The organism is Hydrotalea sp. (assembly GCA_030054115.1).
Taxonomy (GTDB): Bacteria; Pseudomonadota; Alphaproteobacteria; order JASGCL01; family JASGCL01; genus JASGCL01.
On record JASGCL010000005.1, the window covers coordinates 16,900 to 43,465 of the forward strand.

Consider the following 26,566-nt stretch of genomic DNA (forward strand, 5'->3'; position numbering starts at 1 on the left):
AATTCATTAAGTTTCATATCGTTATCTCCATTGTTATTTGTTATTTTTTATTTATGCCTTGCTGACTTCTATCAAATGCTCGACGATTTTTATCATGCCGCGAATCGACGGCGTGTCTTGCAACACGCGTATCCGGCCAATTTTGCCCAACCCCAAGCCTTTCAGCACGACGCGTTGGTGCGCCACGCGGCGAATCGGGCTCTTCACTTGTTTGATTGTAATTTTCCCGCCGGATGATTGTTTGTCGTTCATGTTATCTACCTTCTTTATCGTTGATTGTCTTGTTATTCGTCGCCTTCTTTGCTGGCGCGGCCCAACACCTCGCTCACGGTTTTGTTACGGCGTTCGGCAACCGAACGCGGCGAGCGGGTATGTTGCAACCCTTCCAATATCGCCTTAACCATGTTGTGTGGGTTAGAACTGCCAACCGATTTTGCAACCACGTCAGAGACGCCAAGCGCCTCGAACACGGCGCGCGCCGGGCCACCGGCGATAATGCCCGTGCCGGGAACCGCGCTACGCATTTTAACATAGCCCGAGCCAAAATGCCCCATCACATCGTGATACAGGGTACGTTTGTCGCGGAGCGGAATCTTTATCATGCGGCGTTTCGCCAATTCGGTGGCTTTTTTCATCGCCTCGGGCACTTCACGCGCCTTGGCCGAAGCGAAGCCAACCCGCCCCTTGCCATCGCCCACCACGACCAACGCCGCAAAGCCAAATCTTTTACCGCCCTTAACCACTTTACAAACGCGGTTAACAGCCACGGTTTTTTCGATTAAATAACTGCTGTCGTCTCGTTCTCTTTTTTGCATAATACTATCTTTCTTTTTATATCGTTGATGGTTGCTGTATCATATTGTTGCTTAACATTCCATACCATTCGAGCGGAGCGATTCGGCAATCGCCTTTACTCGGCCATGATATTTGTAACCGCCGCGGTCGAACATCACGGCTTTTATACCGGCCTGCTTCGCCCGTTCGGCCAACACCTTGCCCACCATGGTGGCGGCCTCGATGTTGGAAGTGCTCTTCAACTTGCCGCGCAATTCCTTTTCCATGGTGGAGCAAGCCACCACGGTTTTAGACGCCACGTCGTCGATAATTTGCACTTGCAAATGACGATTCGAGCGATAGACCGAAACGCGCCATTTGCCGCCGCCAAATTTTTTTAAACGATAGCGTTGCCGTACGGCGCGCTTGATGAGTGATTTGTCGTGTTTCATGTTGGTTACTCCTTATTTCTTTTTGCCTTCTTTGCGGAGGATGGTTTCCTCAGCGTATTTAATCCCTTTGCCTTTGTAGGGCTCGGGTTTTTTCAGGTTGCGAATAAGACTGGCGCACAGGCCGACGGCCTCCTTATTCGCGCCGCTGATGGCGATGACATTACCCTTGTCGCCTTCGATGGCGACCTTGATATTATCAGGTATCGGGAAAATAACATCGTGGCTGAAGCCCAATGCCAATTTCAAATTCTTGCCCTGCATCGCAACGCGAAAGCCAACGCCATTTATTTCTAATTTGCGGGTGAAGCCCTTGCTCGCCCCCTCGATAGCAATTTTCATCAATTGGCGCGTCGTGCCCCAATAGATTTTGGCGCGCTTGGTATCGCTTAAGGGGCTGACGACAATTTTATTGCCGTCGATGACCGCCTTAATATCGGGTAAAATTTTAACCGTGTTGGTGCCGATTTTGCCCTTGGCGGTAAAGACGCCGCCCTCGAGCTTCGCCTCCACCCCTGTCGGGATTTCCAACGGCATTTTTCCTAATCGTGACATGTTTTACCTTTCGTTTTTTTATTTAAAATTTGTTTTTAGAATACCGTGAACAGAACCTCACCACCGATGTTGCCCTTGCGCGCCTGGTGGTCGGTCATCAACCCCTTGGTGGTTGAAATAACCGCAATCCCCAAGCCATTGCTGACCATTTTCATTTGGTCAAAGGACGAATAAACCCGTCGCCCAGGTTTTGAAACCCGTTGCAATGTTTTAATCGATGGCTCGCCGTTAAAATATTTCAAGCTAACGATGAGCATTTTAATCCCCTTGCGAATTTCTTCTTCCTTGTAGCCATTGATGTAGCCTTCGTTTTTCAACAAGCTCAACACATCGGCGCGGAGTTTCGACGCCGGCACCTCAACTTGCTCGAGGTTTGCATGGAGGCCGTTCCTGATGCGGGTGAGCATATCGCCCAATGGGTCGGTTATAGCTGTCATTTTCTTTTTCCTTTCTCTTTTTTATTTTTATTTTTTTATCAATTTAGAACTACCAACTTGCTTTTGTTACGCCGGGGATTTTGCCCGACGACGCCAATTGTCGAAACTTATGGCGCGCCATTTTAAATTTGCGATAATTGCCACGGCCGCGACCGGTTAATTCGCAACGCAACCGCACCCGCACCGGCGAGGCATTGCGTGGGATTTTTTGCAATTCCAACTGTGCCTGGAATTTTTCCTCGAGGCTGGTTGTTTTGTCGTAAATCACTTTTTTCCATTTGGCGCGGCGATTTTTATATTTATCGCGCATTTTTTCGCGTTTTTGATTACGGGTGACAAGGCTTAATTTTGACATGATATTTCTCCTTATAGTTTATGAAAGTTGGAAGGGCAAGCGGAACGCGGTTAGCAAGGCGCGGGCTTCCTCATCGGTTTTGGCGGTGGTGCAGATGATAATATCCATACCACGGATGCTATCGATTTTATCATAATTGATTTCGGGGAAAATAATCTGTTCTTTAATCCCCAGGGCGTAATTGCCACGGCCGTCGAACGATTTGGTTTTTAAACCGCGGAAGTCGCGCACCCGTGGCAGGGCGACCATGATAAGCCTATCCAAAAATTCATACATCCGCAGGCCGCGCAGGGTGACCTTCACCCCGATGCCCATGTTTTCGCGCAATTTGTAGGTCGCGATGGATTTTTTTGAACGGGTGACAATTGGTTTTTGCCCGCTGATAACCTTCATGTCTTCCTCGGCCCCCATGATATATTTCCTATCTTGGGTCGCCTTGCCCACCCCCATGTTAAGCACGATTTTATCCAATTTTGGAATCATCATTGCGTTTTTGTAACCAAATTGTTTTTGCAGGGCGTCGCGCACCTCTTTTTCATAAAGGGTTTTAAGGCGTGGCGCCGGCCCCTTATCATAGAAAGGTTTTTGTTTTGGTAATTTGGCGCGGTCGGCGCGGGCTTGCTTATCGGCCTTTTTTTGTGCCGACAAATCGTGGGTCATGTTGTTTTCTGCCATGGTATTCTCCTTCTATAGTGCCTTGCCTGATGATTTGCTTATTCTGATTTTTTTGTCGCCTTCGATTTTGAAACCAACGCGAGTCGGTTTGCCGCTGTCGGGGTCCTTGACCGCGACATTCGACCAATGGATGGAGGCATTTTTTTCGATGACACCACCATTTGGGTTTTCAGCCGATGGCCGCACCGTTTTTTTCACGATATTGATGCCCTCGACTATCAGCCGTTGTTCCTTCGGCCAGACCTCGAGCACCGTGCCCTCTTGCTTTTTATATTTGCCGGTGAGCACGATAACGCTGTCACCTTTTTTAATTTTTTGTGCCATGATTATAAAACCTCCGGTGCTAATGAAATAATTTTCATGAATTGTTTGGCGCGTAATTCGCGGACCACCGGCCCGAAAATCCGCGTGCCAATCGGTTCGTTTTGTTTGTTGACCAACACCGCGGCGTTGGTATCAAATTTAATCGTCGAGCCGTCGGGGCGTTTGATTTCCTTGGCGGTGCGAACAATCACGGCGCGGTGAACCTCGCCCTTTTGCACGCGGCCTTTGGGAATCGCTTCCTTAATCGAGACGACAATCACATCGCCGACCGAGGCATAACGCCGTTTCGACCCGCCGAGCACCTTAATACATTGCAACAAGCGGCCGCCGGAATTATCAGCAACTTCTAAAAATGTTTCGACCTGTATCATGTTATTTATCCTTGATGGTTATCGTTTATTGTTATTTCTTTTTGGCGGCTGTTTTGGCACCGGTTTTTGGCGTTGCCTTTTCAGCGGTTTGTGAGCCGCTTACCTTGGCGGTTTTCATTTCGGTTTCAGAAATCAGTTCCCAAGTTTTCCGTTTTGAAATCGGCCGACATTCGCGTATCCACACCACATTGCCCACCTTGGCCATGTTGTTTTCGTCATGCGCCATATAATGTTTGGTGCGACGCACAACCTTGCGCATCACGGGGTGCAGGTAACGCCGTTCCACCGCGATAACGATGGTTTTTTGCATTTTGGTGGAAAGCACCACCCCTTGGAGCATACGTTTGGGCATATCGATTATCCTTTTTTCTTATCGGTTTTATTGTTCGTTGGTTTGCTGGCGGTGTCTTTTTTATTTTGCATGGTCATGTAGGTTTTAATCCGGGCGATGTCGCGGCGGTTAAGACGCATTTCAGACGGCTTTTCCAAGTTGCCCTGGGTCTTGCGAAAGCGCAGGTTGAATTGCGCGCGGCGCAGGGCCAGCAAGGCGGTTTTTAATTCCGCCGCTGTTTTATCGCGGTAATCCACTCTTTTTGTTTTTTCTTTTGCCATGATGTTTCCTCTAAAAATTAATAATTTTCGCTAAAGCGTTTTACAACGCGGGTTTTGATTGGTAATTTGGCCGCGCCCAGGGCAAAGGCCTCGTGCGCAATGGTGTCGTTGACGCCATCGATTTCAAATATAATGCGCCCGGGTTTCACGCGGCACACCCAAAATTCCGGCGCACCCTTCCCTTTACCCATCCGGACTTCGGCTGGTTTTTTTGAAACCGGCACGTCGGGGAAAACCCTTATCCAAATTTTACCTTGGCGTTTCATTTGCCGCACAATCGCGCGTCGCGCCGATTCCAATTGGCGCGATGTCACGCGTTCTGGCTCCAACGCTTTCAAACCGTAACTACCAAAATCCAGCTTGCTCGCCCCCTTGGCCATGCCGTGGATGCGGCCCTTGTGGGCTTTCCTAAATTTGGGTTTTTTGGGTATCATCATGATGGTTTATCCTTTTTTTCTAATTAACGATTTTGCACCTGTTGCGCCAAAATTTTCTTCTCGGCCGCAAATGGGTTATGTTCCAAAATTTCGCCTTTGCAAATCCACACCTTGACGCCAATGATGCCATAGGTCGTCAAGGCCTCCGACGTTGCGTAATCGATGTCGGCGCGCAGGGTGTGAAGCGGCACGCTGCCTTCGCGATACCATTCCATGCGGGCGATTTCCGCTCCGCCCAAACGGCCGGAGCAATTAATCCTAATCCCCTCGGCGCCAGCACGCATCGCGCTCGACATGGCGCGTTTCAGGGCGCGGCGGAAGGAAACGCGTTTTTCCAACTGCTGGGCGATGCCATCGGCAACCACTTGCGAATCGATTTCGGGCTTGCGCACTTCGAGCAAATTGACCGAGGCCGCTTGACCGCAGAAATTCTTCAAATCGGTGCGCAGTTTTTCAATATCGGCACCTTTTTTACCAATCACCACACCCGGGCGGGCGCAGACCACGGTGATATTTAATTTACCAGTTGGGCGTTCGATAAAGATGTTAGACACCGAGGCGTCTTTCAATCGCTTCAATAAGAATTTACGAATCGCCAAATCCTTGTGCAGGAGGCGTGCATATTCGCGGCCCGATTCCTTGTCAGAGAACCAGCGTGAATCCCACGTCTTGTTGATACCAAGTCGTAATCCTATCGGGTTAACCTTTTGACCCATCTTTGTGCTCCTTACTCTTTTCTAGTTTGCTTTGTTTTTTTGCTTTTGCTTGTTCGATTTCTTCCGGCGTGCGGCTTGCCACCACCACGGTCAGGTGCGAGAAAAACTTTTCAATCCGCACACCACGGCCACGCGCCCGCGTGTGAAAACGCTTTAACATAAGCCCTTGGCCAACGAAAGCCTCCTTCACCACCAAGCTATCAACATCCAAATTATGGTTGTTTTCAGCATTGGCAATCGCCGAGGCCAGGGTTTTTTTCACCGGGTCGGCCGCCATTTTTTGCGAAAAGGTCAAGGCGCGTAAGGCCTCAGCGACCTTCTTACCCCTTATCATGCCGGCCAGCAAATTCAATTTGCGTGGTGCAACGCGCAGGTTGCGCGCCACGGCCATCGCCTCGGTCGGCAATAATTTTCGTTGGGTTGCTTTTTTACTCATGTTTTTTATCTATCTGTTTATTCTGACGTTGTCGCGGTTTTATTTGACGAGTGAGCGATGAAAGTGCGGGTCGGCGCGAATTCACCAAATTTGTGACCCACCATGTCTTCGGTAACCGACACGGGGATATGTTTTCTGCCGTTATGCACGCCAAAGGTTAAGCCCACGAATTCTGGCAAAATGGTTGAGCGACGCGACCAAATTTTGATAACATCGTGCCGACCGGTGGCCTTCACCGCCTCGGCTTTCTTTAATAAATAGCCGTCAACAAATGGGCCTTTCCAAACTGATCTGGTCATAATCCTTATCCTTTCCTATCTTGTTCTTTCGTGGCGCGAGCGGATAATATATTTATCGGTCGCTTTATTTTTACGGGTTTTGTAGCCCTTGGTTGGTTTGCCCCATGGTGTCATCGAAATACGACCGCCGCGCGTCCGACCGCCGTGTGGGTGGTCGACCGGGTTCATCACCTCGCCGCGCACATTACCACGGCGACCCATCCAACGGCTCCGCCCGGCCTTGCCCAATTTCACGTTTTGCCAATCGGGGTTGCTCATGGTGCCGATGGTTGCCAAACAATCCGACCGCACTTTTCGCAATTCACCGCTCATCAATTTAATCTGGGCATAGCCTGCTTCGCGCCCCGCCAATTGCACAAAACTACCGGCCGAACGGGCAATCTGCCCACCCTTCATCGGTTTTAATTCGACATTATGAATCAGCGTGCCCAGCGGGATATTCTTCAACGGCAGGGCATTGCCTGGCTTGATATCGGCATTTTCGCCGGCCTCGACCTTATCACCGACCGCCAATTTTTGTGGCGCGAGGATATAGGCCAATTCGCCGTCTTGGTATTTAATCAAGGCGATAAAGGCCGTGCGGTTGGGGTCGTATTCGATACGTTCAACCACCGCCACGCCCTCTTTCCGACGCATAAAATCAATCATGCGGTAACGTTGTTTGTGCCCACCGCCGCGCCAGCGCATGGTGATGCGCCCCTTGTTGTTGCGGCCGCCATGTTCCATTTTACCCGCTGTCAATGATTTCACCGGTCGCCCCTTGAAAAGGTCGGAGCGGTCAATCAGAATCAAACTGCGTCTGCCGGCGCTGGTTGGTTTAAATGTTTTAATAGGCATGTCTGTTCTCCATTATTTCCTTATATCGTTGCACCCAAATCGATGGTTTGACCGGCGGCCAATTTGACCACCGCCTTGCGCAGGCCGTTGCGTTGGCCGGTTTTGCCGCGAAAATTTTTGAATTTGCCGGCGACATTAACCGTGTTGATGGCCAAGACCTTAACCTTAAACAGGGTTTCGACCGCTTGTTTGATTTCGGGCTTGCTCGCGTCCTTGCTGACCTCGAAGGCCACCTGGTTAAATTGGCTCATGCGGGTGAATTTTTCGGTCACCAACGGGCGACGAATGACTTCGTAGCAACGTTCCATGCTTATTTTTTCGTTGTTGTAATATTTCCAACTCATGATGCTTTCGCCTCCTTCACGATTTTAGCGGTAATTTTCTTTTCATTTTTCTTAGCGGTTTCGTCTTGCAATTTGCCTTGCAATTTTAGCACTACCTTTTCGGCGGCCTCCTGCGTCAGCACCAATTTATGGCGGCGCATGATGTCGTAAACATTGATACCAGCCAAGGGCAAGACATCGATGTTTTTAATATTGCCGGCGGCTTGTTTCATGTTTTCGGGCAATTGCTCACCACCGATAATCAGGCAGTTGATCAACCCCAATTTTTTAAATTGTTTAACCAGGTCGCTGGTTTTATTGGTTTTAATATCTAAGCTGTCCAGCACCATGATGTTTTCGCCGATAGCCTTTGCCGACAGGGCATGGCGCATCGCCAAGGCGCGGAATTTTTTATTCAATTTGAAGGCGTGCGACCGCACCACTGGACCAAAGGCACGACCACCACCGCGGAATTGCGGCACGCGGGCCGAACCATGGCGCGCTTGGCCAGTGCCCTTTTGCGCATACATTTTTTTCGAGGTGCGATTAATCTCGGCGCGATTTTTCACCTTATGCGTGCCGGCGCGGCGTTTGGCCAATTGCCAATTCACCATCTGCTCCAAAATATCGGGGCGGGGCTTCAAGCCGAAAATATCATCGGCGAGGGTGATGCTCCCCACCTCTTTCTTTTCAAAATTAATAACTGAAAGTTTCATTGTCATGCTCCTTTATTTTGCAACCTTCTCGAACGCGCCCGGGTATGGCGCGTCTTTTGGCCGTTGTTTCTTAACCGAATCTTTTATCATCACCAGCGAATTGGGCGCGCCCGGCACCGCGCCGGCGATATAAATCAACCCTTTTTCCTTGTCGGCGGAAATAATTTGCAAGTTTTGCACGGTAACGCGTCGGTCGCCCATATGGCCGGCCATTTTTTTGCCTTTAAACACGCGGCCCGGGTCTTGGCGGTTACCGGTCGAGCCGTGCGAGCGATGCGACACCGAGTTCCCGTGGGTCGCGCGACCGCCGCCGAAGTTCCAACGTTTCATAACCCCTTGAAAACCCTTCCCTTTTGACACGCCGATAACATCGACAAATTGCCCGGGGGCAAAATGGTCGGCGGTAATGGCACTGCCGATTTCGGGGATAGCATCGGTCGCGACGCGGAATTCAACCAAATGTCGTTTGGCGACCACGCCCAGTTTTTTAAATTCGCCACTCAATGGTTTGTTGGTGTGTTTTTCTTTTTTATCCACCAGGCCAAGTTGCACCGCCGCATAGCCATTTTTTTCGACCGTGCGGGTGTTGGTGACCAGGCAACCCTTAACATCCAGCACCACCGCGGCGCGCATGACGCCGTCTTGGAAGACTTGCGTCGTGCCCAACTTCTTGGCAATCATGCCGGTGCGTTGGTTTTTAAATTCGCGGCTCATTTTATTATACATGGTTTTCTCTCTCTATCTTTTCGTTATATATTTTTACAATTTAATTTCGACATCAACACCGGCCGCCAGTTCAAGGTTCATCAGGGCGTCGATAGTTTGCGGGTTATGGTTGGTGATATCAAGCACGCGTTTGTGGGTGCGAATTTCAAATTGTTCACGGCTTTTTTTATCGACGTGCGGCGAGCGAAGCACGGTGTAGCGTTCGATTTTGGTCGGCAAGGGTATCGGGCCGCGCACCAGCGCGCCGGTGCTCTTCGCGGTGTTGACGATTTGACTGGTCGATTCGTCCAAAACGCGATGGTCATAGGCCTTCAAACGAATGCGGATACTTTGTGCTTCCATGGTTTTCTTTTAATCCTTTTTCTTTTTATGTTTATCGTTTGTGTTTTTCCATCACTTCGTCGGCCACATGTTGCGGCGCCGGTTCGTAATGATTAAATTGCATGGTGTATTGCGCGCGGCCTTGGCTCATTGACCGCAGATTGTTAACATAACCAAACATCGATGCCAAGGGCACCAGGGCGTTGACCACCCGTGCGTTGCCACGGCTATCCATTTCGTTGATTTGGCCACGGCGTGAATTTAAATCGCCGATGATATCGCCCATATATTCTTCGGGGGTGACGACTTCAACCTTCATGATTGGCTCGAGCAGTTTCGCCCCACCCTTTGCCATCCCCTCGCGGAAGGCGGCACGGGCGGCAATTTCAAACGCCAGCGCAGATGAGTCAACATCGTGATAGCCGCCATCAATCAAATCAATTTGCAAATCCACCACCGGGAAGCCGGCCAAGGCACCCGATGTCACGGCCGAGTTTAAACCCTTTTCCACGCCCGGGATATATTCTTTCGGCACCGAACCGCCGACGATTTTGCTTTCAAAGATGAAGCCCGAGCCACGTTCGCCCGGTTTGAATTCCATAATAACGCGGGCAAATTGACCCGAGCCACCCGATTGTTTTTTGTGGGTGTAATCAATTTTGCACGGCTTGCTGATGGTCTCGCGGTAGGCCACCTGCGGCGCGCCGACATTGGCCTCGACCTTGAATTCGCGCTTCATGCGGTCGACAATAATTTCTAAGTGCAATTCGCCCATACCTGACAAAATGGTTTGGCCGCTTTCTTGGTCGCTCTTCACGCGGAGCGACGGGTCTTCCTGCGCCAAGCGGCTGAGGGCGACGCCCATTTTTTCTTGGTCGGCTTTCGATTTTGGCTCGACCGCCAAATCAATCACCGGGTCGGGGAAAATCATCCGTTCAAGGACGATGGATTTTTCTTCAATACAAAGCGTATCACCCGTGCGGGTGTTTTTCAGGCCGGCCAGGGCGATAATATCACCGGCGTAGGCTTCCTTAATATCTTCGCGGTTGTTGGCATGCATCAACAACATCCGCCCGACACGTTCGCGGTCGCCACGGGTTGAGTTCAACACGCCGGTGCCGGTGTTCAAGGTGCCCGAATAAATCCGGCAGAATGTCAACGACCCGACAAATGGGTCGTTCATAATTTTGAAGGCGAGCATCGACAATGGCGCGTCGTCTTTCGGTTCGCGCTTATCGGGGTTTTCGCCATTTTCGTCGGTGCCGGCAACCGCGCCAATATCAAGCGGCGATGGCAAAAAATTCACCACGGCGTCGAGCAAGGGTTGCACACCCTTGTTCTTAAAGGCCGAACCATTAACCACCGGCACAAATTTACCGCTAATCGTGCCCTTGCGGATACAGGCAATCAAGGTTTTTTCATCTGGTTCTTTGCCGTCCAAATAATTGGTCATGGCCGCGTCGTCCATTTCGACCGCCATTTCGAGCAATTGGTGGCGATATTCTTTTGCCTTATCCGCTAGCTCGGCGGGGATTTCATTAGCGCTATATTCCGCGCCCAAATCTTCGCTTTTCCATTTGATATGTTTCATTTGGATAAGGTCGATAACGCCGTCATAGGCGGCCTCCGACCCGACGGGCAGGTTCAAAATAATCGGCCGCGCGCCCAAGCGGTCCTTCATCATATCGATGCAACGATAAAAATCGGCACCGGTTCTATCCATTTTATTCACGAAGCACATGCGCGGCACGTGGTATTTATCGGCCTGGCGCCACACGGTTTCCGATTGCGGCTCAACGCCGGCAACCGCGTCAAACACCGCCACCGCGCCGTCAAGCACGCGAAGCGAACGCTCGACCTCGATAGTGAAATCGACGTGCCCGGGGGTGTCGATGATATTAATCCGATGGTCTTTCCAAAAGCAGGTGGTCGCGGCCGAGGTGATGGTGATACCGCGTTCTTGTTCTTGCTCCATCCAATCCATCGTAGCGGCACCCTCATGCACCTCACCGATTTTGTATGATTTTCCGGTGTAGTAAAGAATCCGCTCGGTCGTCGTGGTTTTGCCAGCGTCGATATGCGCCATGATACCGATGTTGCGGTATTTGTCGATGGGGTATTGTCTGGCCATGATGTTTTCTTTTTTATGTTTGTTTATTAAATAAATTTTTTACCAACGATAGTGGGCGAAGGCGCGGTTGGCCTCGGCCATTTTATGGGTTTCTTCACGTTTTTTTACCGATGCACCACGGTTGTTAAGGGCGTCAATAATTTCACCGGACAAGCGATCCATCATGGTATGTTCGCCACGGGCGCGCGACGCCTCAATCAACCAACGGAAGGCCAAGGCCAAAGAACGTTCAGGGCGAACCTCCACCGGAATTTGATAGGTTGCACCGCCAACGCGGCGCGAACGCACTTCCAAATTTGGTTTAACATTGTCTAGGGCTTCATAAAAAACCTCAATCGCCGGGCGGCTGGATTTTTTTTCAACCTGGGCAAAGGCGCCATAAACAATACGCTCGGCGACCGATTTTTTCCCTTGTAACATCAAAATATTGATAAATTTTGAAACCTCCAAATTGCCAAACTTGGCATCGGGCAGAATCTTTCTTTTATCGGCTTGACGGCGACGTGACATGTTTTTCTCCTAAAAAAATTATTTGGGTTTCTTTGCCCCGTATTTGGAACGGCGTTGACGGCGTTTTTGCACCCCTTGGGTATCAAGCGCGCCGCGAATGGTGTGATAACGCACACCAGGCAAATCCTTCACCCGGCCGCCACGAATAAGCACCACCGAGTGTTCTTGCAAATTGTGGCCCTCGCCTGGGATGTAACTAATAACCTCGTAACCATTGACCAAGCGCACGCGGCAGACCTTACGCAACGCCGAGTTCGGCTTTTTCGGCGTGGTGGTGTAAACGCGGGTGCAAACGCCGCGCCGTTGCGGGCATTGCATCAGGGCCGGCGTTTTATTACGACCGCGCGGCATTTTGCGCGGTTTGCGTATCAATTGGTTAATCGTTGGCATGACAAAATCTCTCTATCTTTTTTATATATATTATATTTTTATTTTTCTTTCGTTGCTTGCTTTCAATTTTTTTTAAAAGTCAGCGAGGCGAAAAATACCAAGGTAAGAACCAAGGCAAATTACACCAAACCAATTTTTATAAAAAAAATTGAAAAACAAAAAAATCAGAGAAAACCGCAAGGTCACGCCGATGTAAATGCACCATAGATGCATTCATCGTGTCCGACCAGCCTATTTTGGTGTCCATGCCGATTATTGTCGCCCGTTATTTGCATAACATTGCAACAACATCTTCAAGAACCCAAAGAATTAACCACAGCGATCGTTTAAAATCGCTATCGTTCAAAGAATATCGTTTAAGATATTATCATTATCATGTTTTTGCGCTGTAACAGCGCGATGAAAACTAAATAATGCCATTGCAAACAATCACCATTGTAAAAAAATACAATCGCGAAAACTTACAAGGGTTGATCTTACGGCCTATTCCCTGTCTTTTTCGTATGGATGTTGAACTAGCCATTCTGCCCACGCTTGTCAAGCACATAATTGCGACGATGGCATTTTTTATCACTTTTTATGATGTTTTATGACAGCGCGGTTATAATAACGGGTTTTAATGAGGGTATCATGGCCTGGCGACGCCCATAAAACATCACGATAAAATTTATAGTAAAAGTAATCAAAACCGCAGTGTTACGCAATTAAAGAAGAATTGTATATTTGCTATTGACATAACCCGATATCTATTGATATAAGGATAGCCGAGGATACACCAAAAGAAAGAGGAGCTATTTGCAAGATTTTTTTTGCTTTTAGGAGGGAATGTTGTCATCGATAGCCGTTAATTTTTTGGTTTTAGCCCTTTTATTTATATAAGATAATTTTACCGAAATAAATTTTAGTTTGTAGCGAGAGAAATAATAACATTCATGGCTGATACACCCAGCAACCCCAATAAGGATAACAAATCCCCCGTTACCATTGTCCCAGTTACCACTGGTGCAACCCCGACGCCTGCCATACCGATTAAACCCGCGCCAATGAATCCGCCGATGAATACCCCAACGAATGTCCCAATGCCCGCAAGTGGCCCCATGATGGGTAGTGTCATGCCAGTCGCGCCACGGCCAAACCTGCCAAATGGGCTTCCCGCCAATAACATGCCGGCAACCAATCCAATTGCCCAACCACAATCGATGAGCAATCCGATGGGGAATCCGATGAGCAATGCAACGTCCGGTTCAATGAATACCGGCGCACGCCCCGCAATGGCGCCGACAATGATGACACCCGCACCGACAATGCCGTCCGCACCAACACCAACATTGAGTGGTGCCAGCCCGTCACCCGCCGCGGGTAAAGATTTTCAAGCCCTGATGCGCGAGATGCAAACCATCAACCAATCGCCAGCGCGCGCAACGCCCGGCCCCGTATCGGGCGGCGTGGTGAACCTTGGCGCGCCAACCCCCACTGCCGGGCCGGCGATGCCGCCCCCAGCGCCACGCCAAGATGGCGGCGGTGGCATGGTCGGCGGTGGTGATGATGGTTATTACCAAGATGATTATTACGCGCCACCACCAATGTCGCCGATGATGAAATTATTTTTCGCGGTGCAAACCCTGCTCAGCATTATCATGGTGGTTTTGCTGATTATGATGTTTAATATGTTTTCTGGCCTGCGTAGCCAAACTATCACCGCTGACAGCATGAAATCGGTGTTGCAATCGTTTGTCGATGGTATTGCCAATCAGAACAAGGCCTTGTTGGATGGTTTTGCCGTCAAAATGGATGAAATGGGCAAAGGGTTGGGCGCGTTAAACGACAGCAACACCAAAACCCAGGAATCGCTGGACGCCATTTCGCAAAAATTGGATAAAGCAATCAGCCGCCCACCGGTGGTTGCGCCGACCCCCAAGCCAAAACCAGTAAAAAAGGCAAAACCACAGCCCGCCGCGCCAAGCAATGCACTGCCCTCTCCATCGGCCACGCCGGATGCAACGCAACCGGATAATAACGGCCTTGATGATTTGAACAACCTGCCGAGCCTGCCCGATTTGCCTCTCCAACCGCAAAGCAAGCAAGATAACCTATTGAACCAAGGAACAAAAAACGCGACCTACAAATCGCAAGACCAGTTGCAAGATAATTATCAATTGCCGCCATTGCCCGAACCGACGCCAAACCTTTTCCCCAACAACTAAATCTATTGCTGGGTTAAGCGGCGCGAGCGAAATACTGATAACCACAACATAGAGAATTAAGCGGGCGAACCATAACGCCGGGAGATTGTGGCATTATGGGCATTATCATCAATCGCTGTCAAATAATAACCATGTCGGTATTGAAAACATAACAACCATGATGGAATCGCCGGCCCTGCCCCACCTGCCAAATGTTTCGCAATTGTTGCAACCCTGGCCCATAAGCCAGGCTATGAGCCATGACGCGGCGAAAAAAATAGGTGTTGATGAAATCGTAACCTGCGTCCTGGTCGAAAAAAAACAAAGCGCGGGGTTTCTGGCCGGTCTGCCGGCGGCACAACAACAATTGCTTCGCCAGCAAGGCTTCCCCAACAACAGCGAAAAAATTTATATTTTAGGCAATAGCGACGACCACCAAAAAAATAATTTTGTTTATTTGTTTGCTGATAAATCGGACAAGGCCACCAGCGCGGATGCCATGCCCCATACCATGCCCTATGCCCCGCTATCTTTTTTTCCCATCGCGCAATTATTTGCGTCCTTGTTGTCGGAATGGCCGAATGATGGCGCAACCACAAAACCCTCCGCCGTGCGGTTGATGTTTTTTGAAGCACCAGCGCACCCGCAATCATGCAAAAATTGCATCTATGGCCTTGGGTTCGGGCTTTATGAATTCATTGATTTTAAAAAAAATCGCAAACCGGCCAGCACCATTTTTTATATCGACCAGGAAAGTTTTGCTTTAGAAAAATTAGAAAAAAACGAATGGCAAGAAATTATCAGCCTGGTGGTTGCCAATCATTTCTGCCGCCAGCTGATAAACCTGCCGCCCAATCACCTGGGGCCAAGTGAGTTTGCCGGTTTTTTTAAAAACATTATCGATAGCATCAGCACCGCCAGCAAACCAACCACCACCACGATTATCGGTGAAGAATTAAGGCGCAATTTCCCGTTGATTGCGACCGTCGGGCAAGGGGCAATGCAATCGTCGGCCGACGGCGAAAACCGCGCGCCGCGCCTGCTTGAACTACAATGGGGCGACCCCAGCCACAAAAAACTTTGCCTGGTGGGCAAGGGTGTTTGTTTCGACAGCGGCGGTTTAAATTTAAAATCGGCCAGCGGCATGTGGCTGATGAAAAAAGACATGGCGGGTGCCGCCATCGCCCTTGGGCTGGCCGCCCTTATCATCAGCAACAACCTGCCCTATCGTTTGCACCTGTTGTTGCCCTTGGCCGAAAACATGCCCGATGGCAACAGCTATCGGCCGTCTGATATTCTAACCGCGCGCAATGGCGTAAGGATAGAGGTTGGCGATACCGACGCTGAGGGGCGATTGTTGTTGGCTGATGCTTTAAGTTACGGCGCCGAGCAACAACCCGATATGATGATAGATTTTTCCACCCTGACCGGCGCGGCGCGGGTCGCGGTTGGCACCGGCATTTCGGCGTTTTTTTGCAACGACAACAACACCAGCAATCACATCATGGCAAGCGGCGCGGCCTGGAACGATTACATGTGGCCATTGCCACTCCATAAACCCTATCAATCATTGTTGTCGAGCCACCATGCCGATGTTTCATCAACCGGCGATGACCATTATGCCGGCGCCATCACCGCCGCATTGTTTTTACAAAAATTTGTTGCTGAAAAAGCACGCTGGATTCACATCGACACCATGGCGTGGAATTTATCGGGCAGTGTCGGCAACCCGGTGGGCGGTGCCGCCATGTCGTTGTTGGCCTGCTACCAGTTATTAAAAAAACAGCTTTAAAAAATATTACATCAAACGGGTAAGGAGATGGTAAAAAGCGCGCCGCCGCCCGGCGCGTCGCCCACCGAAATATTGCCGCCATGGCCGAGCACAATATCGCGGGCAATCGCCAACCCCAAACCAAAACCTTGGTCGGTGTCATGCGCGCCCCTTGCCGTCGTCGATTTTTTCTTTTGCGGCATCGCCTGGCCGTTATTCCTTACTTGGTAAAAGGCTTCAAAAATTTTCTCCCTATCTTCCACCGGCACACCCTTGCCATTATCGGCAATGTCGATAATGATAAAATGTTCACGGGTTTTTTTATCATCCTTTGTTGTTACATTCAGCTTAACCTCGCTTGCGTTCTTTAATCCATTGGCGATAATGTTATTCAGGCAACGCCTCATTGCCTGCGACCGGATTAATAACGTCGCATCATCGGTCAGGTTAAATGCCGCGCTGATGGATTTTTTATTTCTTTTTATTTCACCTTGCCATTCATTCACGATATCATTAATAAATTGCACCACCTTAACCGTCGTCAGGGGCTCGTCATCCTCGTTCTTGGCAAATTGCAAATAGAGCGAAATCATTTTTTCCATATCGGCGAGGTTTTCCCTCATCTTGTTAATCACCTCGCTATTTTTTTTATTTTTATCCTCCTCCAAAAATGCCAGGTTAAGCCGCAATTTGGTTATCGGCGTGCGCAGGTCGTGCGACACGCCGGCCAGCATGATGGTGCGTTGTTTTATTTGATAGGATATGCGTTTCATCATTTGATTAAATGACCGCGCCACCATGCGAATTTCGCGCGCGCCGCTGACCGGAATTTCGCGCACGGCGATTTGGCCGCTGGCCTGTCGCCAATAACGCCCCTTGCCAAAATTATCGGCCATCGCCGACAGCTTAACCATCGGTCGCACCTGGCGATACAAAAAATAACCGGCCAAAAAGCTCAAGGCCACGCCGCTGACCACCAGCCAATATAAAAACAGGGCGATGCTGTTGTCGAACACCCTGCCCTTTGGCACAACAAAAAAATAATATCCCTCCTCATGGAATTCAGACGGCACGCCAATCGCGACATCGTTATTGCCATAATAGGCCAAGCGAAATGGTCGTTGCAGGTAATTGTTAAGCGAGCGTTCCAACCGGATGCGTTGTTTGCTCTTGGGTATTTTTGATAATTTTTTAAACTTGTCTTCTTTGCCAAGTGTAATTTTTATATCAAAAACATTGTTACGTTTTTGATTGTAACGTTTCAGGTAGTTGCTGTCATTTTCAAGCGCGCGGTATAAATATGTAACCTCGCTCGCCAGGCTGTCGTTCAATTTGTAATTAACGAATCGCCAATGCCGGTCGTGAAAAACGTAGAGCGCAATAATCTCGACCGAGAACATCGTCACCAACAATATCAACAGCGACCGCGTCCAGATACGTTGCGGCAAGATAATAACAAAAATATTTTTGAGAATGTTTTTTATTTTATTCATGGTCGACCCTCATCTCATATCCCTTATGCCGAATGGTTACCAAGTATTCGGGGCGGTCGTTGCGGTCGCCAATTTTTTGCCGGATGCGGGCGATATGCACGTCGATGCTTCGCTCGCCGCCCAAAATAATTTGCGCTTGGTTTAATTCTTCGCGGCTGACCGCGCGGCCATTGCGGTCGAGCAAATAACAAAAAAGTCTTTCCTCGGCCGAGGTTAAATAAACCCGCGCGCCGTCGACCTCCAGCTTTTTTTGACTGCGGTCAAATTGCCCACGGCCAAATTTTACCAGGCTTGGCAAGGTAGCCTCGGTGGGTTTTTTGCGCCGAATAATATTGCTCAGCCGCAAGACCAATTCGGCCGGCTCGAATGGTTTGGCGAGGTAATCATCTGCGCCCGATGATAACCCCAGCACGCGGCTTTCGGCTTCCTTACCCATGGCGGTCAGCATCATAATCGGAATATCATTGTTGTTAGCGCGCCATTCTTTCAACAATGACAAGCCATCTTGGCCGGTCATCTGGACATCGAGCACCACCGCGGCAAAATTATGTTTTTGCAAGGTGGTTTTGGCTTGGTTGGCCGACCGGGCGGTGTAGGCAACGAAGCCATGTTGGTTTAAAAATTTTTTAAGCAGGTCGCATAATTCGTCGTCGTCGTCCACCACCAACACCAACGGCCGGTAACCCAAATCATTGCTGATATTTTTATCCATGGTTTTTTTTATTGGCCTGATTGTAAAGCGATTCTATAACCTTAACAAACCCCGCCACCGCCTCGCCCCCGGCCTGTTGATAGGCGGCGGTTAATTTTTTTACCGCCCGCGCCATTACCCGTTCGGCCACGGCACGCCCCTTGTCATTAAGGCAATAGGCCTGTTGCCGGCCATCGGTCGTGCTGTTTTTTATTTCAAGCCATCCCAGTGAATTTATTTTTTTTAACCGCTGGTGGGTCGCCTGGCGTGATATATTCAATTCGTGGCATAATTGTTTGACGGTTTTTGGAAAAAACAACAACAGCACCAACTCGTCGACCGGCTCCCCCGCGTCGACGTCGCTGGTCATGGCTTTTAAATCATAAAACACATTGTAAAAAAGCCGCAGGTTGCCCTCGACCACCGGAAATGACAAAAACAAGGGATTATTTTTCATATTGCTTCGCTACGATGTTCGCCTCGCTTTTTTTTTATCGGCGTCGGCCGCCGCGCTGATAAATTTTTCTAATAATTAATTGCGTATCTTCTCAAACGTGAAAAACCATTTACGCCTACCTCACCCCTATTAACAACCATCTTTATTGTCCATCATCTCTATCATTATCGATATCAATTGTCATCGCCGCTTTCGATGGTGTAACCGCTGTTGAAATATTCTTGGCTTGCCTTATTAACCATGTCTTTGGTGGCGGGTTGCAACACGGTCTTACCGGTGTAGCCAGGTTGCCAATCGTCCCACTTCATCCGCACCTTGACGATGCCGGTCGGCGTGTAGAAATTTTGCGGCTTGCGCATCGTCTTATAATTTTGCATGAAATTTTTAACCACCGGCAGGGCGAGGGTCGAACCGGCTTCCTCCGCGCCGGTTACCGGATTGCGCCCCAAAGTGGTTGGTTTGTCAAAACCAGTCCAAACACCGACCACAATGTCGGGCAACAGGCCAACGAACAGCGAATCTTGGTTATTGCTGGTGGTGCCGGTTTTCCCCGCGATATTAAGCCCGAGCTCGGCCAATTGCGCACCGGTGCCACGATAAACCACCCCCTGCATCATATCGATAATGATATAGGCGAGCTGTGGGTTGATAAGGCTCTTCCGGTCGTCGGGTATAGTCGGTGGTGATTGACCATTGTAATTATCGACCTGGCAACCATTGCAAAGCCGATTGTCGCTACGCGCCAGGGTTTTGCCATATCTATCCTGCACGCGGTCAAAGCGGACAAGGTCGACCGACTTGCCATAATTGGCCAAAATAGCGTAGGCGCGCACCAGCCGTTCCAGCTGGGTGTCGGCGCCGCCCAGCACCATCGACGGGTAATTTAGTTGTTTGTCATAAATACCCAGTCGCTGGAACAACCCCCCGACCTTGTTAAAGCCGATGGCCTGCGCCACCCGCACTGTCATGCGGTTGAGCGAATGTTCTAAGCCGTAGCGGAGCGACTCCTCGGAATCGCCACCCGCCTCATCATTATCAAAATTATCGGGTATCCAGGTTTCGCTCGGGGTTTCCACCATAACCTCCGAATTGGCGACGGTGGCAAAGGGGCTAACCCCATTTTCCAAGGCCGCCAAATAGACAAATGGTTTTATCGACGACCCGGGTTGGCGATTGGCCTGGCTGACGCGGTTGAATTTGCTCCGGTCATATGACCAGCCGCCAACCTCGCCCAGCACGCGGCCGGTTTTGGGGTCGACCGCGATGGCCGCGCCCTCGATGGCCGGAATTTGCTCCAACAAGAAATCATTATCCTTAAGCGGCGACACCAATATCACCGAACCAATCGGCAGGCTTTGCACCACCTCGGCAATTTCTTTATTGCTTAAGGATTTATCGACCTTATCCTCATAATACTCGCGCCCCATGGCGGCGTTGGCGTAGGTCAACCGACCGCGCTCGCCATTTTCAAGCGCGATGCTAAATGACCCGCCGTTATCGTTAACCACCACGGCGCGCAACCAATCGGCCAATCGGCCATCGGCCGGTATATCCGACAATGATTGCCAGCTGATGCCAGGCGACAGCTTTAACGGGCCGCGAAAGCCGTGGCGTCGGTCGTAATCGCGTAATGATTTATGCAACGCCTGCACCAAATACAATTGCACGCGATTATCCAGCGTCGTGCGGATGGAATAACCACCGCCCACCATGCGGATTTTGGGAAATTTTTGTTGCAATTCTTGGCGGAGGTTATCAACGAAGTAATCGCTGTTGACCGATGCCTCATTGCTGACAAAGGCCTCCAACGACTTGGCCGAAGCTTGTTCGCGTTCGTTCTTGCCGATAAACCCCATTTGATACATGCGGTCGATAACCCAATTGCGCCGCGTGATGGCCGCGTCGTAAAATTTGGTCGGGTTGTAATTATTGGGCCCCTTGGGCAGGGCGGCGAGGAAAGCGATTTGGTCGGTGCTCAATTGGTCTAAATTTTTGTGAAAATAATTTTGCGCCGCCACCGACACACCATATGACCGGTTGCCCAAGAATATCTGGTTAAGATACAATTCTAAAATTTTCTTTTTATCGAGCGAACGCTCCAGCTTCAGCGCGACCACAATTTCGTTAAATTTTCTAAAAACCGAAAGATCGCTTGAATTCAGCACGATATTACGCGCCACCTGTTGGGTGATGGTCGATGCGCCCTCGGGGCGACGCCCCGAAAGCAAAGAAGGAACCAACCGCACCACGGCGCGACCAATACCAATAAAATCGATGCCGCCATGTTCATAGAAACGTTGGTCCTCGGCCGAGATGAAGGCATCCTGCACCAATTTGGGAATATAATCGATGGGCACAACGATACGACTGCCGTCGTTTACGTCCTTGATAATCGAACCATCGTTGCTATGCAGGCGGCTGTCGGCTTGCAATTCAAAATCGCCCAATTTTTTCACGCCGGGAATGCGGCCAATAAAGACCCAGGCATATAACCCCCAGACCAGCATAAACACCAGCATCCCGGCAAGCGTGGCCGACCCCAACCAAAGAATTTTTCGGAACCTTGCGGAATCGTAATAGCGGTAAAAGTTATCTTTATCGATCATCCGTCAATTCTATATAATGTTGTCAATTAAAAATCAATAGCGCATAAAGGGGTCGGCCTGTCGATTGGCTTTGCGCGTCGCGTCGCGGTCGAATTTTCCTCAATACTTGCATGGTTTTTGCATAAACAAATTATCATGTCTTATATTGTGAAGCGGTCATTGCGCCGTAAGTCGTATTGTGTTAGACCTATTTTATATAGTTTGCCAGCAGTAATAATTTATAAAAAAAAATCATCATCATAATATCATCCTTGGTTATCCTATGTTGCCTGCTATCCTCCGCTTCTTACCCATTAACCGGCGCGAAACCAGGTTAAAAAAAATTAGCCGCAAGACAATTGGATACGCGACAGCAATTGGTTTATCGTTATTAATAGGCCTTACGACCTTTCAGGCTTCGGCGGGGAGCATCTATCGCACTAGCTCGAGCATTGTGGTCGACGCGGAAACCAATAAGATATTGTATGATAACGGCGGCGATGAATTGGCCTACCCGGCGTCCCTTACCAAGACGATGACCTTGCTTTTGCTGTTTGACCAATTAAAAAGCGGACGTTGGACAACCAGCACGCTTTTAAACGTAAGTGCCACCGCCGCCAAACGGCCGAAAACACGGCTTGGCGTGCGCGCCGGCGACCAGATATCGGTCGATTTGGCGATTCGCTCGATTGTCGTCTTATCGGCCAACGACGCCGCCGTGGCGGTGGGGGAAAATATTGCCGGCAGTGAAAGCAATTTTGCCAGGTTGATGAATGCCAAGGCAAAGGAAGTTGGCATGACCAAAACCCATTTCAACAATGCATCTGGCCTGCCCAGCCCGGGCCAGGTAACCACGGCCCAGGACATGGCAACCCTCGGGCTTTATATTTTGGCTAACTACCCCGAATATTATCATTATTTTTCTATCGATAGCTTCCGATTCAAAAACCGCACCATCCTGACCCATAATCGCGTGTTGGAGCAATTCTCGGGCGCCGATGGTTTTAAAACCGGTTTCATCAACCGCAGTGGTTACAATCTTTTAACCTCCGCCGAGCGTAACGGCAAACGCGTCGTCGCGGTGGTGCTGGGCGGGTCGACAGCCCGCGAGCGCGATAGCGCCATGACCTTCCTGCTTGACCGTTACATTCCCTACGCCGCATCCTACAGCAGAAGTTTTAACCTCGACCAATTGAAGCAGGCCAATCGCACGCCGCAGGAATCGCTCAAACAAGCCTATATAAAATACATCAAACCCGCCGAAACCGCGCAAGAAAAGGCGGCGCGTTTGCGGCAGGAGCGGATGGCGGCGGCGGCGAAAAAACGCCTCGAGCTTCATGCTAATCTTTTGGCGGCGGGCAAGCCCAATAGTAATAACGCTAGCGCATTGAGTGCGGCCAATAATTCGTCGCTCAATAAGCAAACCAAAAATGTCGCCAAGGTTGCCAGCACCAAAAAAACTAAGATAAAAAAAAGCAAAAAGAAAACCAACAAGCAAGCGAGCAATCGCGCCATTTCCCAGCAGGCCGTGATAAAAAATAGTGGTGGTGGGTTTATCGAGGCGGCCTATGCCGAAACCTTACCCAAAAAAAACCCTAAAAAACGTCAGAAAAAAGACGTTCAATAAGCAACGGCGCGCGGCGGTTTGACCCGCCGATGATTTTGCCGATAATATCACGCGTAATATCGCTTGGCAGGCGTGCGGAATCTCTTTAGGATGATTATATAAAAACCCACAAAAAAATCGTCATGTTGATTCACCTGAAAATTGCGATTATTATCGGCCTGTTTTTGACCTTGTCATTGTTGGAGCGTTTATTTCCCTATCGCACCATCAAACAGCCATCGCGCCATTGGCTGGCTAACCTGGGGCTGTGGGGCATCAATAGCCTCCTGTCGAGCGTTTTTATCATCGGCTTTACCGCCAGCCTGACCTATTTAACACCGCCGTCGGTGGTGATGTTTCGACTTTCGATTTTTCCAAATCAATGGTGGGCATTGCTGGCCGATTGCGTGATATACGATTGTTATATCTATTGGTGGCATCGGTTGAATCACCTGGTGCCATGGTTATGGCGGTTTCACCGCGTGCACCATTTGGATGAAAATTTAGACACCACCACCGCGGTGCGTTTCCATTGGGGAGAGGTTTTGCTATCATGTTTTTGGCGCGCGCCGTTGATTATTTTGCTCGGCATGCCGCTGTCGTCAGTTTTGGTGGCGGAGATTTTGTTGTTGTGCCTGTCGTTGTTTCAACACAGCAACCTTAACCTGCCAAAAAAATTGGATGATATGTTAAAAATTTTTATCGTCACCCCGACCTATCATTTTTTGCACCACGAACCCGACCGCCGCAACACCGATTCGCATTACGCCAATATATTAACCATTTGGGATAAATTATTCGCAAGCCGCGCCCACGGCATGGCGTCAAAAAAAATGAAGCACGGCCTGCCCGGGTTGCATGACATGCCCCTGCCGAAATTATTATTCGCGCCATTCGTTAATGTTAAAAAAATAAAGCAATGGGGTAAATCATAGGGGGAAAGCCCTAGGGCTTTGTCGTCGCACTGCCTCGCGGATTATTCACTCGCCATTATTTTTTGCGCCTGCGCCAAATCCTGCGGCGTGTCAACCGATTGCGGTTTTTCCTTCACCGCCAGGGCAAATATCTTGATGCCATTTTCCAGCGCGCGCAATTGTTCCAACTTTTCAATTTTTTCCAGCGGCGATGGTTTCAATGTAACAAATTTTTCCAACACCGCCCGCTGGAAACCATAAACCCCGATATGGTGAAAAAAAACATCATCGCCAAATGGTGCCGGCGCGCGGGTGAAATAAAGCACCGGCGCGATTTTCTTGCCCGCCGCAATATGACAAATCGCCTTGACCACGTTCGGGTTGTTTTTTTCTTTTTTGTCTTTTTGCAAAAACACCGGCGTTACGATGTCGAGGTTCTTATCGCTTAGGGCCTCGCCAATTTTTCGGAGCATCAACGGGTTGATGTTGGGCAAATCGCCCTGCAAATTAATAATGCGTTTGTATTTTTTATTATCGGTCAGTTTTTCTAACCCATAATGAATGCGGTCGGCGCCCGATGGCAAATCGGCCGGGGTTAATATCGCCTCGCCGCCGTTTCTTTTCACCTCGTCAAAAATTTCTTGGTCGCCGGCGCAAACCACGACACGGCCGATGTTGGCCTGAACCGCGCGGTCGTAACAATGCATAACCATGGCGCGGCCATGAATTTTTAACAATGGCTTGTTCGGCAGGCGCGTTGCATTTAGCCGCGCCGGAATAAGGATAATCGAATCGCTGTTGGGCATGACTTGTCATAGCAAACCGCAAAATAAAATGCTATATTCTTGCCATGCAACGTCGTTCGCACCACCCACCCCACATGTCGGCCAACCATGCCGAGCTAGCCGATAAAATTATCGAACGGGTGTTGCACCATGCCGGCAATGACGGCTGGGGGGCGGACGCCCTGGCCCACGCGATTAGCGATTTGGCGTGCGACGAAAATTTGGCGCATGTATTATTCCCCGATGTGCCAAAATCGTTATTGATTTGGGCGTCGGGTTATGGCGACAGCGTAATGGTGGAATGGTTGCAGGATAACAAACCGGAAAAAATAACCGCCACGATATTCACCGGATTGATGTTTCGTTATCGCCATTTTGAACCGCACCGCGCCGCATTGCGCCGCGCCGCCGCCGCATTGACCGACCCGGCCCATGTTATCAGCGCGGGGGAATTAACCTGGGCGACCGCCGATAAATTATGGCGTGCCGCCGGCGACGACGCCAATGATTTTAACCATTACACCAAGCGCATTTTATTATCGGGCATTATTGCCGCCACCCTGCCGGTTTATTTGCACGACGCTAGCGAAAATTTAACCGAAACCGAAAATTTTTTGCGCCACCGCTTGGACGATGTAAAAATTATCAATCAGCTAAAGGCAAAAATCTTTGGCAATAAAAAAAACGCTTGAGCGGTTGGGTTTTTCGCGCGCCATATCGCGGGCAGTTTTTTTGCTTACCCTTACATCGCCGCCACAACGCCATGACAGCGTTTGCATAATTTTTCGGGGTTTTGGGTAACTTCGGGCATGATTTTCCAACAGCGTTCGCATTTTTCACCACTGGCGGCTTGCCATTCGATTTTTAATTCATCGCCCGATTGCACCTTAACATCCGACACGATAAAAATATCGGCCAGGTCGAACGCCGTGGCCGATTCATAAATTTTCGGTGGCAGGGTCAGGGTTACCGCCGCCGCCAACCCCGAACCAATTTTTTTATCCTTGCGGGCAATTTCCAAAACCTGCAGGACATTTTTTCTTATCTCCATCATATCCTCCACCTGTTCGTCCAAATTGCCATCCAACCATTCGTCGGGCAATTCGGGGAATTCCTCCATGTGGATTGTTGCATCGGGGTTGTCTTTGTTACGCGGGTGGGCGCGCCAGGCTTCCTCCGCCGTGAAACATAATATCGGCGCGAACCATTTGCATAAAGAATCAAAAATTTTATCGATAACGAACATGGTTTGTTTACGCTGTTCGGAATCCAATGAATCGCAATAAAGCGAATCTTTCCGAACGTCGAAATAAAATGCCGACAAATCTTGGTCGCAAAACCGGTATAACGCGGAAAAAACTTTATTAAATTCGTAAACATCGGCATGTTTTTTTATATCACGGCCGAGCATTGCCAAGCGGCGCAACATATATTGTTCCAACAATGGTAATTGCGATTTTTTATATTCTTGCGGTTCGCGCGGGTCGGTTTCGATAACCCCCAGCAACCAGCGAAATGTGTTGCGAATACGGCGGTAACTTTCGCTATGTTGCGTTAGAATATTTTTGCCGATGGTCAAGTTTTCGGTGTAATTGGACGCAACAACCCACAGGCGCAAAATATCCGCGCCATGTTCGCGAATAACATCCTCGGGCGCGGTAACATTGCCCAGCGATTTTGACATTTT

32 protein-coding genes and 2 pseudogenes are annotated in these 26,566 nt (G+C 49.6%); 5 read left to right on the forward strand and 29 right to left on the reverse strand.

What is annotated here, in order from left to right; genetic code table 11:
• Window positions 1–51: 51 nt before the first annotated feature.
• The 23 genes and pseudogenes from rpmD to rpsL form a co-directional block, all read right to left on the reverse strand.
• The gene (gene rpmD, locus QM529_01970) at window positions 52–252 is read right to left on the reverse strand and encodes a 50S ribosomal protein L30 (protein ID MDI9313430.1); all 201 of its coding nucleotides are present in this window, start codon (window positions 250–252) and stop codon (window positions 52–54) included.
• A gap of 32 nt (window positions 253–284) precedes the next feature.
• Window positions 285–815, reverse strand: a complete 531-nt coding sequence (gene rpsE, locus QM529_01975; GenBank protein MDI9313431.1) for a 30S ribosomal protein S5 — start codon at window positions 813–815, stop codon at window positions 285–287.
• Between the two features lie 51 nt (window positions 816–866).
• Window positions 867–1,226 carry a 50S ribosomal protein L18 gene (gene rplR, locus QM529_01980; protein ID MDI9313432.1) on the reverse strand — a complete coding sequence of 120 codons (360 nt, stop codon included), beginning with the start codon at window positions 1,224–1,226 and terminating at the stop codon, window positions 867–869.
• A gap of 12 nt (window positions 1,227–1,238) precedes the next feature.
• Window positions 1,239–1,778, reverse strand: a complete 540-nt coding sequence (rplF, locus tag QM529_01985) for a 50S ribosomal protein L6 (GenBank protein ID MDI9313433.1) — start codon at window positions 1,776–1,778, stop codon at window positions 1,239–1,241.
• A 35-nt stretch (window positions 1,779–1,813) separates the two neighbouring features.
• The gene (gene rpsH, locus QM529_01990) at window positions 1,814–2,215 is read right to left on the reverse strand and encodes a 30S ribosomal protein S8 (GenBank protein MDI9313434.1); all 402 of its coding nucleotides are present in this window, start codon (window positions 2,213–2,215) and stop codon (window positions 1,814–1,816) included.
• A gap of 49 nt (window positions 2,216–2,264) precedes the next feature.
• Entirely contained in the window at window positions 2,265–2,570 is a 306-nt protein-coding gene (gene rpsN, locus QM529_01995) for a 30S ribosomal protein S14 (protein MDI9313435.1), read from the reverse strand.
• An 18-nt stretch (window positions 2,571–2,588) separates the two neighbouring features.
• Window positions 2,589–3,245, reverse strand: coding sequence for a 50S ribosomal protein L5 (gene rplE / locus QM529_02000; GenBank protein MDI9313436.1), 657 nt, complete (start codon window positions 3,243–3,245; stop codon window positions 2,589–2,591).
• 12 nt (window positions 3,246–3,257) lie between these two features.
• Complete coding sequence (gene rplX, locus QM529_02005; GenBank protein ID MDI9313437.1) at window positions 3,258–3,569, reverse strand: 50S ribosomal protein L24; 312 nt, start codon at window positions 3,567–3,569, stop codon at window positions 3,258–3,260.
• Window positions 3,570–3,571: 2 nt separating this feature from the next.
• Window positions 3,572–3,940, reverse strand: coding sequence for a 50S ribosomal protein L14 (gene rplN, locus QM529_02010; GenBank protein ID MDI9313438.1), 369 nt, complete (start codon window positions 3,938–3,940; stop codon window positions 3,572–3,574).
• 130 nt (window positions 3,941–4,070) lie between these two features.
• A pseudogene (gene rpsQ / locus QM529_02015) lies at window positions 4,071–4,292 on the reverse strand (30S ribosomal protein S17).
• Window positions 4,293–4,297: 5 nt separating this feature from the next.
• A complete protein-coding gene (gene rpmC, locus QM529_02020) occupies window positions 4,298–4,552 on the reverse strand; it encodes a 50S ribosomal protein L29 (GenBank protein ID MDI9313439.1) in 255 nt (84 codons plus the stop codon).
• 17 nt (window positions 4,553–4,569) lie between these two features.
• A complete protein-coding gene (rplP, locus tag QM529_02025) occupies window positions 4,570–4,989 on the reverse strand; it encodes a 50S ribosomal protein L16 (protein ID MDI9313440.1) in 420 nt (139 codons plus the stop codon).
• Between the two features lie 83 nt (window positions 4,990–5,072).
• A pseudogene (gene rpsC, locus QM529_02030) lies at window positions 5,073–5,705 on the reverse strand (30S ribosomal protein S3).
• Window positions 5,689–6,141 carry a 50S ribosomal protein L22 gene (gene rplV, locus QM529_02035; protein MDI9313441.1) on the reverse strand — a complete coding sequence of 151 codons (453 nt, stop codon included), beginning with the start codon at window positions 6,139–6,141 and terminating at the stop codon, window positions 5,689–5,691. The pseudogene rpsC and the gene rplV overlap by 17 nt, the downstream one beginning before the upstream one ends.
• Before the next feature lie 17 nt (window positions 6,142–6,158).
• On the reverse strand, window positions 6,159–6,440 hold the full coding sequence (gene rpsS / locus QM529_02040) for a 30S ribosomal protein S19 (protein MDI9313442.1): 282 nt from the start codon (window positions 6,438–6,440) through the stop codon (window positions 6,159–6,161).
• 15 nt (window positions 6,441–6,455) lie between these two features.
• Window positions 6,456–7,277, reverse strand: a complete 822-nt coding sequence (rplB, locus tag QM529_02045; protein MDI9313443.1) for a 50S ribosomal protein L2 — start codon at window positions 7,275–7,277, stop codon at window positions 6,456–6,458.
• Between the two features lie 20 nt (window positions 7,278–7,297).
• Window positions 7,298–7,621 (reverse strand): 50S ribosomal protein L23, encoded by a 324-nt coding sequence (locus QM529_02050; protein ID MDI9313444.1) that lies wholly within the window; start codon window positions 7,619–7,621, stop codon window positions 7,298–7,300.
• A complete protein-coding gene (gene rplD / locus QM529_02055) occupies window positions 7,618–8,322 on the reverse strand; it encodes a 50S ribosomal protein L4 (GenBank protein MDI9313445.1) in 705 nt (234 codons plus the stop codon). The genes QM529_02050 and rplD overlap by 4 nt, the downstream gene beginning before the upstream one ends.
• 6 nt (window positions 8,323–8,328) lie before the next feature.
• Entirely contained in the window at window positions 8,329–9,042 is a 714-nt protein-coding gene (gene rplC, locus QM529_02060; GenBank protein ID MDI9313446.1) for a 50S ribosomal protein L3, read from the reverse strand.
• A 33-nt stretch (window positions 9,043–9,075) separates the two neighbouring features.
• Window positions 9,076–9,384: a 30S ribosomal protein S10 gene (rpsJ, locus tag QM529_02065; GenBank protein ID MDI9313447.1), complete on the reverse strand. Its 309-nt coding sequence runs from the start codon at window positions 9,382–9,384 to the stop codon at window positions 9,076–9,078.
• 31 nt (window positions 9,385–9,415) lie between these two features.
• A complete protein-coding gene (gene fusA, locus QM529_02070) occupies window positions 9,416–11,494 on the reverse strand; it encodes an elongation factor G (protein MDI9313448.1) in 2,079 nt (692 codons plus the stop codon).
• A 39-nt stretch (window positions 11,495–11,533) separates the two neighbouring features.
• Window positions 11,534–12,004 (reverse strand): 30S ribosomal protein S7, encoded by a 471-nt coding sequence (rpsG, locus tag QM529_02075; GenBank protein ID MDI9313449.1) that lies wholly within the window; start codon window positions 12,002–12,004, stop codon window positions 11,534–11,536.
• Between the two features lie 18 nt (window positions 12,005–12,022).
• Complete coding sequence (gene rpsL, locus QM529_02080) at window positions 12,023–12,394, reverse strand: 30S ribosomal protein S12 (GenBank protein ID MDI9313450.1); 372 nt, start codon at window positions 12,392–12,394, stop codon at window positions 12,023–12,025.
• A 932-nt stretch (window positions 12,395–13,326) separates the two neighbouring features.
• Between rpsL and QM529_02085 the strand changes: the two genes are divergently transcribed.
• Together QM529_02085 and QM529_02090 are read left to right on the forward strand one after the other, a co-directional pair.
• A complete protein-coding gene (locus QM529_02085) occupies window positions 13,327–14,598 on the forward strand; it encodes a hypothetical protein (GenBank protein ID MDI9313451.1) in 1,272 nt (423 codons plus the stop codon).
• Between the two features lie 157 nt (window positions 14,599–14,755).
• The gene (locus QM529_02090; protein MDI9313452.1) at window positions 14,756–16,369 is read left to right on the forward strand and encodes a leucyl aminopeptidase family protein; all 1,614 of its coding nucleotides are present in this window, start codon (window positions 14,756–14,758) and stop codon (window positions 16,367–16,369) included.
• Between the two features lie 11 nt (window positions 16,370–16,380).
• On the opposite strand, the gene QM529_02095 is transcribed toward QM529_02090, so the two are convergent.
• The 4 genes from QM529_02095 to QM529_02110 all read right to left on the reverse strand — a co-directional run bounded on the left by QM529_02095 (window position 16,381) and on the right by QM529_02110 (window position 21,595).
• Window positions 16,381–17,841, reverse strand: coding sequence for a HAMP domain-containing sensor histidine kinase (locus QM529_02095; GenBank protein ID MDI9313453.1), 1,461 nt, complete (start codon window positions 17,839–17,841; stop codon window positions 16,381–16,383).
• The gene (locus QM529_02100; protein ID MDI9313454.1) at window positions 17,834–18,553 is read right to left on the reverse strand and encodes a response regulator transcription factor; all 720 of its coding nucleotides are present in this window, start codon (window positions 18,551–18,553) and stop codon (window positions 17,834–17,836) included. Before QM529_02100 ends, QM529_02095 begins: the two co-directional genes overlap by 8 nt.
• A complete protein-coding gene (locus tag QM529_02105; protein MDI9313455.1) occupies window positions 18,546–18,989 on the reverse strand; it encodes a helix-turn-helix domain-containing protein in 444 nt (147 codons plus the stop codon). Before QM529_02105 ends, QM529_02100 begins: the two co-directional genes overlap by 8 nt.
• A 173-nt stretch (window positions 18,990–19,162) precedes the next feature.
• Entirely contained in the window at window positions 19,163–21,595 is a 2,433-nt protein-coding gene (locus QM529_02110) for a PBP1A family penicillin-binding protein (GenBank protein MDI9313456.1), read from the reverse strand.
• A 262-nt stretch (window positions 21,596–21,857) separates the two neighbouring features.
• Here QM529_02110 and QM529_02115 point away from each other — a divergent pair, with 262 nt between their 5' ends.
• Window positions 21,858–23,201 (forward strand): D-alanyl-D-alanine carboxypeptidase family protein, encoded by a 1,344-nt coding sequence (locus QM529_02115; protein MDI9313457.1) that lies wholly within the window; start codon window positions 21,858–21,860, stop codon window positions 23,199–23,201.
• Window positions 23,202–23,323: 122 nt separating this feature from the next.
• A complete protein-coding gene (locus QM529_02120) occupies window positions 23,324–24,115 on the forward strand; it encodes a sterol desaturase family protein (protein MDI9313458.1) in 792 nt (263 codons plus the stop codon).
• A gap of 41 nt (window positions 24,116–24,156) precedes the next feature.
• Here QM529_02120 and QM529_02125 read toward each other — a convergent pair whose 3' ends face one another.
• Entirely contained in the window at window positions 24,157–24,900 is a 744-nt protein-coding gene (locus tag QM529_02125) for a 3-deoxy-manno-octulosonate cytidylyltransferase (protein ID MDI9313459.1), read from the reverse strand.
• A gap of 44 nt (window positions 24,901–24,944) precedes the next feature.
• Here QM529_02125 and QM529_02130 point away from each other — a divergent pair, with 44 nt between their 5' ends.
• Complete coding sequence (locus tag QM529_02130) at window positions 24,945–25,571, forward strand: COQ9 family protein (protein ID MDI9313460.1); 627 nt, start codon at window positions 24,945–24,947, stop codon at window positions 25,569–25,571.
• Window positions 25,572–25,621: 50 nt separating this feature from the next.
• Here the strand turns inward: QM529_02130 and QM529_02135 are convergent.
• On the reverse strand, window positions 25,622–26,566 hold a 945-nt coding region (locus QM529_02135; protein ID MDI9313461.1), incomplete at its 5' end, for a class I tRNA ligase family protein.